The organism is Methylobacterium sp. WL6 (assembly GCF_008040095.1).
Classification (GTDB): domain Bacteria; phylum Pseudomonadota; class Alphaproteobacteria; order Rhizobiales; family Beijerinckiaceae; genus Methylobacterium.
In genome coordinates this window covers 1-7,106 of sequence record NZ_VRVH01000239.1, presented here as the reverse complement: position 1 = coordinate 7,106, position 7,106 = coordinate 1, and the positions used below count along the sequence as shown (strand labels likewise).

The 7,106-nt window shown below is 70.0% G+C and carries 6 protein-coding genes; 3 read left to right on the top strand and 3 right to left on the bottom strand.

Annotated features, from left to right (window positions below; all coding sequences use genetic code 11):
• Positions 1 to 395, bottom strand: a 395-nt coding sequence (locus tag FV230_RS21995) for a response regulator transcription factor (RefSeq protein ID WP_147843917.1), incomplete at its 3' end; no start/stop codon positions are given.
• Between the two features lie 154 nt (positions 396 to 549).
• Positions 550 to 2,712 carry a molybdopterin oxidoreductase family protein gene (locus FV230_RS21990; protein ID WP_147843916.1) on the bottom strand — a complete coding sequence of 721 codons (2,163 nt, stop codon included), beginning with the start codon at positions 2,710 to 2,712 and terminating at the stop codon, positions 550 to 552.
• Positions 2,713 to 3,303: 591 nt separating this feature from the next.
• On the opposite strand from FV230_RS21990, the gene FV230_RS21985 reads away from it, so the two are divergent.
• Genes FV230_RS21985 through FV230_RS21975 form a run of 3 tightly spaced genes read left to right on the top strand, consistent with a single transcriptional unit; the run spans position 3,304 to position 6,476 of the window.
• A complete protein-coding gene (locus FV230_RS21985; protein WP_147843915.1) occupies positions 3,304 to 3,597 on the top strand; it encodes a hypothetical protein in 294 nt (97 codons plus the stop codon).
• A gap of 30 nt (positions 3,598 to 3,627) precedes the next feature.
• Entirely contained in the window at positions 3,628 to 3,882 is a 255-nt protein-coding gene (locus FV230_RS21980) for a hypothetical protein (protein ID WP_243933075.1), read from the top strand.
• Positions 3,883 to 3,920: 38 nt separating this feature from the next.
• Positions 3,921 to 6,476: a CheR family methyltransferase gene (locus FV230_RS21975; RefSeq protein WP_147843914.1), complete on the top strand. Its 2,556-nt coding sequence runs from the start codon at positions 3,921 to 3,923 to the stop codon at positions 6,474 to 6,476.
• 258 nt (positions 6,477 to 6,734) lie between these two features.
• Here FV230_RS21975 and FV230_RS21970 read toward each other — a convergent pair whose 3' ends face one another.
• The gene (locus FV230_RS21970) at positions 6,735 to 6,914 is read right to left on the bottom strand and encodes a NepR family anti-sigma factor (RefSeq protein WP_147843913.1); all 180 of its coding nucleotides are present in this window, start codon (positions 6,912 to 6,914) and stop codon (positions 6,735 to 6,737) included.
• Between the last annotated feature and the right edge of the window lie 192 nt (positions 6,915 to 7,106).

Genomic DNA, 7,106 nt, shown 5'->3' with positions numbered 1-7,106 from the left:
GCCTCGGCGAGGCCTTCGGGAATCGCGAGCGCGCCGGCGAGCACGTCCCGGATCGCCCGCGTCAGCGTCGCCTTGTCGACCGCCTTCGGCACGTAGCCGGCCGCCCCGTGGTGCAGCGCCTCGCGCATGATGCGCGGATCCTCGTGCCCCGACACCACCAGGATCGGCACGCGCGGAAACCGGGCGCGGATGGTGACGAGCCCGTCGAAGCCCGACACCCCCCGCATCGACAGGTCGAGCAGCGTCAGCTCGATGCCGCGATGGGCGGCCAGCATCGCGCAGGCCGCCGCGATCCCGTCGGCCTCGTGCAGCACCGCGTCGGGATCGGACAGGCCGATCGTGCTGGCGAGCGCCTCGCGGAACAGCGGGTGGTCGTCGACGATCAGGAGTTCCATGGCCTCCCCCTCCGGGGCTCGGCCGCCCCGCGTGTCCGCCCGCAACCGCCGACGAGGCCTCGCACATCCGCCGCATCCGGCCAAGCCCGGGGCGCCGTCCGCAGGCAGCACGCGCCCCGTGGGGCGCCTGCTGGCCGCACGGCCGGCGACGGCCTCAGTTCGCCCGAACGACCTCAACGAGGTTGTCCGAGAACGAGGGCGCGTGGCCCATGTCGCTGAAGGCGCCCGACGAGATGCTGTTGACCGTGCCCTCGTTGAGCTGGCGCCAGTAGCCCAGCGTCGCGACCACGATGCCGTCCGTCACGTCGTCGGTGATGCGGGCCACGCCCTTGAAGGCGCCGCGGTCGTTGGCGACCTGCACCTTGTCGCCGTCGCGGATGCCGCGGGCGTCGGCGTCGACCTGGCTGATCATCACGAACTGCTCGCCCTGGCCCTTCTGCTTGTCCTCCATGTTGGCGTAGCAGGAGTTCAGGAAGTAGTGGCTCTTGGGCGAGACGATGTTGAGCGGGAAGCGCCTGGCCAGCTCCGGGTCGTTGGCGTGGGATTCCCGCGGGCCGAGGTAGTCGGGCAGGGGATCGAGCGCCTCGCCGGGCTGGAAGCCCTCGTACATCTGCCGGAACGGGGGCGCGACGAAGTTCGTGGCGCCCTCCACCTTCAGCATGCACTTGCCGGTCGGCGTCGGGAAGTTGCCCTCCCGGTGCGGCGCCCGGTCGTCCGGCGTGCCGACCTTGAGGCGGGCGAAGCCGTGCTCGCGCATGTAGGCGAGGTCGATGCCCTCGCAGGCCGGCGACGACCAGTCGACGTAGTGCTCGAGGCACTCGCTGTCCGACCACGTGAAGTTCTCCTCCGCGTAGCCGAGCCGGGCCGCGAGCCGGCGGAAGATCTCGTTGTTCGGGATCGCCTCGCCGGGCGCGTCCGCGCACTTGGTGTTGTAGGTCAGGTAGAGGTGGCCCCAGGACAGGATCATGTCCTCCATCTCCGCGCCCATCGTGGCGGGCAGCAGGATGTCGGCGTAGGACGCCGTGTCGGAGATGAAGTGCTCGGCCGAGACCATGAACAGGTCCTCGCGCATCAGCCCCTCGACGATCTTGTCGGTCTCGGGCGCCTGCGTGACGGGGTTCGAGTTCCAGCACATCATCGACAGGATCGGCGGGTCGAGCTTCAGCTCGCCGGTGAGCGCGCGCCCGATCTGCAGGTTCGACACGACGCGGGTCCCCTCCGGGATCAGGTCGGGCCGGCACATCACGTCGAACTTGTAGGGATGCTCCCACACGCCGAACTGGGTGACGCCGCCGCCGACGTGACGCCACGCGCCGGTCAGCGCCGGGATGCAGGTGACGGCGCGGATGGTCTGGCCGCCGCCGTAATGCCGCTCCAGCGCCACGCCCATGCGGATGCCGACCGGCTGCTCGGTCGCCATCTCGCGGGCGAGCGTGCGGATGTCCTCGGCCGGGACGCCGGTGATCGCGGCGGCCCATTCCGGCGTGCGGGGCGCGGCCCGCTCCTTCAGCTCCGCGAAGCCGACCGTGTGGTTGTCGACGTAGTCCTGGTCGACGAGGCCCTGCGCGATGATCGAGTTGATCAGCGCCATGGCGAGCGCGCCGTCGGTGCCGGGCTTCGGGGCGATGTGCCAGTCGGCCGCCTTGGCGGTGCGCGAGGCGTAGGTGTCGATGACGACGACCTTGGCCCCCTTCTTCTGGGCGTCCTTGACGATGGCCCAGTGGTGCAGGTTCGTCGAGACCGAGTTGCAGGCCCAGATCACGATGTACTTGGAGTGGATGTAGCTGTCCGGGTCGAGGCCGGCGGTCGGGCCGACGGTGAGCAGCCACGCGGTGCAGGAGCCCTCGCCGCAGAAGGTGCGCTCGGTCACGGTGGCGCCCATGCGGTTGAAGAAGGCGTCGCCGCCGTTCAAGCCGTGCACGAGGCCCTGGTTGCCGAGGTAGCTGTAGGGCGCGATCGCCTCGGGGCCGTGCTGGTCGATGATCGCCTTCCAGCGCGTGACGATGGTGTCGAGCGCCTCGTCCCAGGTGATGCGCGCGAACTGCTTCGCGCCCTTCGGGCCGACGCGCTTCATCGGGTAGAGCAGCCGGTCGGGATGGTAGTGGCGCTTCTCGTAGTCCTTCAGCTTCACGCAGAGGCCGCCGCGGGTCATCGGATGGTCCGGGTTGCCCCGCACGCCGAGCAGCTCCCCGTCCTTCACCTCGAACAGCATCGAGCAGGTGTCCGGGCAATCGTGCGGGCAGCCGCCGAAGAAGGTCTCGGTCAGGCTCTCGGCCTCCGCGACGATCAGGGAGTCCGGCTTGACGATTTCGTTCATGTTTCCTCCACCGTCGGGCGTCCGGCCTTCTTGGCGTTCCGGATGGCGTGCCCGATTCACGCCTAAGGTGCACGAAACTGCAAACCATTCCAAATTCCGGGCGGGCGGAAGGGCCGGATCCGGTGCGATCCCTGGCACCGGCCGTTTCGTCGCGGCCGGGCCGAGCCCGCGTGCCGGCCGGCCACGGTTCCGATGTCGGCTCGGGCCGTACGGCTCCGGGAGGCCGCCGCCGATGAAGGGCGCCCGGTGGACCTGACGCGCGCGCGCAGGTCCACCGGAAGCGGACGTCGCCGTCGCGCCCGCGCACGACCCATGGCAAGGCCGGACGGTCCGCTTCCGGGCCGCGCATGGAGCGACGACTTGGGAACGCGGGACTTGTACTTGCGTCTGCTCGATGGATGCGAAAGCCGACCTGCCTTGCATGCTGACATTCGGTCCTCCCGATCGCCCTCGAACGCAATCGTCGGATTGCCACATCTATAAATTGCGTGCACCTTCCGATCTGCCGCACGGAAGTCGTCCATGTGCGGGCATGGGACGGAAACCGGAGCGCCGATGATAGACCGCTCACGAGCAGATCGGTGCCTTGAGGTGGCCCGTGAGCTGCGCGCCATGGCCGAGGAGACGCGGCGGACGCTCCAGGCCTCGCGCGCGCTCGTCCTACGCTCCCGGGAGCAGACCGCTGCGGGGCCTCTCGCATCCTGCACGGACGACGCCCCCGGCCCGTCGAACCAATTGGTGGCGTCCCTCATCGAGGCCTACGAGGCCGCGGAAGACGACCCCGACACCCAGACCCGCCTGCTCCTCGGTCACGTGCTCCATCATGTCGGGCGTCGCATCGCCGGCGTGATGGGACCGCGCGTGGCCGGGATCGCCGTGCATTGATCGCCGCGGCGCGGGGATCGGCGGACGGTCATGATGAACGGTGACGACCTGCAGGACGACGACCCCGGTGCGCTGGTCCGCATCGCCCGGTCGCTGGGCGTTCCGGTGGCGACCTTCCTGACCGCCGACCCGGCTCGGGCACCGGACACCGAAACCGCCGTGGCGGGCCTGGATCATCTCCCCGAAGTGGTGGCGCTGCTGCGGCTGTTCGTGCGGCTGAAGAGCCCCGAGGCCCGGGCCCGCTGCCTCGCCTACGTCGTGCAGGAGGCCACGCACGACAGCTGATCCGCACGGCCGTCCTCGACATCGGGCGAGAACGCAGGATGCTGGGACCCGACGAACGGCATTGTATCGATCCGAAGGCTCAGAACATCGTGATGGACCACGACCACTTTCCGATCGTCGGCATCGGCGCGTCCGCGGGCGGCATCGAAGCGATGCAGGGCTTCTTCCGCGGGGTGCCGGAGACGCTCGGGGCAGCCTTCGTCATCGTCACGCATCTCAGCCGGGACCACAAGAGCCTGCTCCCGGACGTCCTGGCCCGGTTCACGCCGCTGGAGGTCGAGACCGCCACCGACGGCGCGCCGGTCCGACCGGGCCGCATCTACGTCATGCCGGGCGGTTTCGTCATGGGCATCGTGGACGGCCGGCTGACGTTGAGGCCGCTCGAGCCGAAGGTCCGCGAGACCAAGCCGGTCGACATCTTCCTGACGGCCCTGGCCCTCGACCAGGGCGAGCGCGCGGTCGGCGTGATCCTGTCCGGCGGCGACGGGGACGGCGCCATCGGCATCAAGGCGATCAAGGAGCACGGCGGCCTGACCTTGGCCCAGACCCTGGACGGCTTCGGGCCCGAGACCCCCGACATGCCGCTCAGCTCGCTGCGCACCGGCTTCGTCGATTTCGGCGAGCCGGCCGAACGGATGGGCGACCGGATCGCCGCGCACAGCACCGCCGCGCGGGAGGCCCAGGCCGACCCGGCCGCGCAGGAGCTCGACGCCGAGCTGCTTGCTGAGATCTTCGTCATCCTCCGCTCGCAGGTCGGGCACGACTTCTCGGGCTACAAGCCCAACACCTTCGTGCGCCGCCTGCAGCGGCGCATCGGCGTGGTCGGGGCGGCCGGGCCGGACGCCTACCTCAAGCGGCTGCGTGCCGACCCGGCGGAAGTCGGGGCGCTGTTCCGGGATCTGCTGATCGGCGTGACGAACTTCTTCCGCGACGCCGCCGCCTTCGAGGCGCTCGCCACCCACGTCATCCCGAAGCTTCTCGATGCGCGCGCGGCGACCGAGATCGTGCGGGTCTGGGTGCCGGCCTGCTCGACCGGCGAGGAGGTCTACTCCCTGGCCATCCTCCTGCGCGAGCACATGCTCACCCTGGCGGATCCGCCGCGCGTGCAGATCTTCGCCACCGACATCGACGAGCGCTCGCTCACTGTCGCCCGGACCGGCCTCTACCCGAGGACCTACCTGTCCGCCGTCTCGCCCGAGCGGGTCGCGCAGCACTTCGTCGTCGAGGGCGACAGCGCGGTGGTCAAGAAGGCCGTGCGCGACCTGTGCACCTTCGCCCCGCACAGCGTGTTGCGCGACCCGCCGTTCTCGCGCCTCGATCTCGTCTCCTGCCGAAACCTGCTGATCTACCTCGGCGTCGATGCCCAGCAGCAGCTGATGCCGGTGCTGCACTACGCCCTGCGCCCGCGCGGCTACCTGTTCATCGGCATGGCCGAGAACGTGACGCGCTTCGAGGACCTGTTCGAGACGATCGACAAGCGGCACCGCATCTTCCAGGCGCGGGACGCGATCCCGCCGGCCCGGTTGCCGCCGATGTCCGGGCCGGACACGGCGGTCTTCGTGGGGACCGGCCATCCGCACCGGCGCAACGTGAAGACGCACGCGGCCCTGCGGCACACGGTCGAGACGCTGATGCTGTCGGAGTTCACGCCCCCCCACGCGGTCGTGACGCGGACGGGCGAGGCCGTGCATTACTCGTCGCGGATCGGCGATCATCTGGAGGTCGTGCCCGGCCAGCCGACCCGGGAGCTGGCCGCGATGGCGCGCAAGGGCCTGCGGCTGGATCTCCGGACGGCCCTGCGTGAGGCGATCGAGGGCAACACCCGGGTCGTGCGCGACAGCATCGGCGTCGAGCTTCCGGACGGGCGCCTGCAGACGATCACCCTGGTCGTCAAGCCGCTCCACACGCCGAGCGAGACGGAGCCGCTGTTCCTGGTGGTGTTCGACGAGGCCGCCGCCCCCGTCGAGAAGGAGCGGCGGCAGGCTCTGGAAGCCGACGATCGGGACGCGGCGATCCACGGCCTGGAGCGCGAGCTGAGCAGCACGCGCGAGCGGCTCCAATCCGTGATCGAGGAGTACGAGACCTCCCTCGAGGAGCTCAAATCCTCGAACGAGGAGCTGTACTCCGTCAACGAGGAGATGCAGGCCGCCAACGAGGAGCTCGAGGCCGCGAAGGAGGAGACGCAGTCTCTGAACGAAGAGCTTCAGACGATGAACGTCGAGCTGACGTCGAAGATCGAGGCGATCGATCAGCTGAGCGACGACCAGGCCACGCTGTTCGAGGGCATGAACGTCGCTAGCGTGCTCCTGACGCCGGATCTCCACATCCGCATGTTCACCCGTGCCGCGGCGCAGATCTTCGGCTTGCAGCCGAGCGACGTCGGCCGGTCCCTGCGCAACTTCTCGGCGCCGATCGCCCTGACGTGGCTATCGGACGAGATCCCGACGGTGCTGGCGACGCGCCGGCCCTCCGAGCGGACGATCGAGGGCGCGGACGGCGCCCGCTACCACGTCCGGTTGATGGCCTCGTCCCGGAAGGGCAGCCGGGCGCCCGGCATCGTCGCGAACTTCACGAACCTGCGCGAGCCGGGGTGACCGACCGTCTTGTCCCTACGCGCCCGCGATCCTTGCCCTGCGCGCCCGCGACCTCGGCGACGCCCGCACCGGTGCCCGTGCGCGGGCACCGGCCGTCGGCACGGCTTTGCGGAGCATGGCGCCTTCCGGCCCATGAGCGCGCGGATCGCGGCGCCGGCCCAGGCCGATGGTCGAACGGCAGCTTTTCGGCCGCTCGCCACCCCCAGGCGACCCCCGGAAACCGAGTCGCAGAGCGAAGACCCTTGCGCCGAGTCTTCCTCAGTCCTTCGGGCGGTCCAGCTGCGCGATCAGCGCTTCGAGGCGCTCGCTCACCGGGGCGGAGAGGGTGTCGGCGTAGAGGTTGCGCAGGTTTTGGCCGAGGTGGCGGCGCACGCTCGGGTTCAGCGGCGGCTGGGTCTGGGGCGTCTCGCCCGGCCGGGACGTCTGCGGCTTCGCCATGACCACCGGACCCTCACGCCATTCCGACATCCCGGCAGAATGGCAAAGCTTGGTTAAGGCCTCGTCACCGGCAGGCCGCAGATGTCGCGGAATCGGAACCGTGCGCGGCGGGGGATTGTTGGCCGGTTGAGATCCCGTCGATTCCCCGATCCAGAACCCCGGACCCCGCGCGTGCTCCTCCCCCGCCTCATC

Coding starts and splice junctions, on each gene's coding strand:
- FV230_RS21990 (WP_147843916.1), bottom strand. CDS start 2,712: ATGAACGAAATCGTCAAGCCGGACTCCCTGATCGTCGCGGAGGCCGAG.
- FV230_RS21980 (WP_243933075.1), top strand. CDS start 3,628: ATGATGAACGGTGACGACCTGCAGGACGACGACCCCGGTGCGCTGGTC.
- FV230_RS21975 (WP_147843914.1), top strand. CDS start 3,921: ATGCTGGGACCCGACGAACGGCATTGTATCGATCCGAAGGCTCAGAAC.
- FV230_RS21970 (WP_147843913.1), bottom strand. CDS start 6,914: ATGGCGAAGCCGCAGACGTCCCGGCCGGGCGAGACGCCCCAGACCCAG.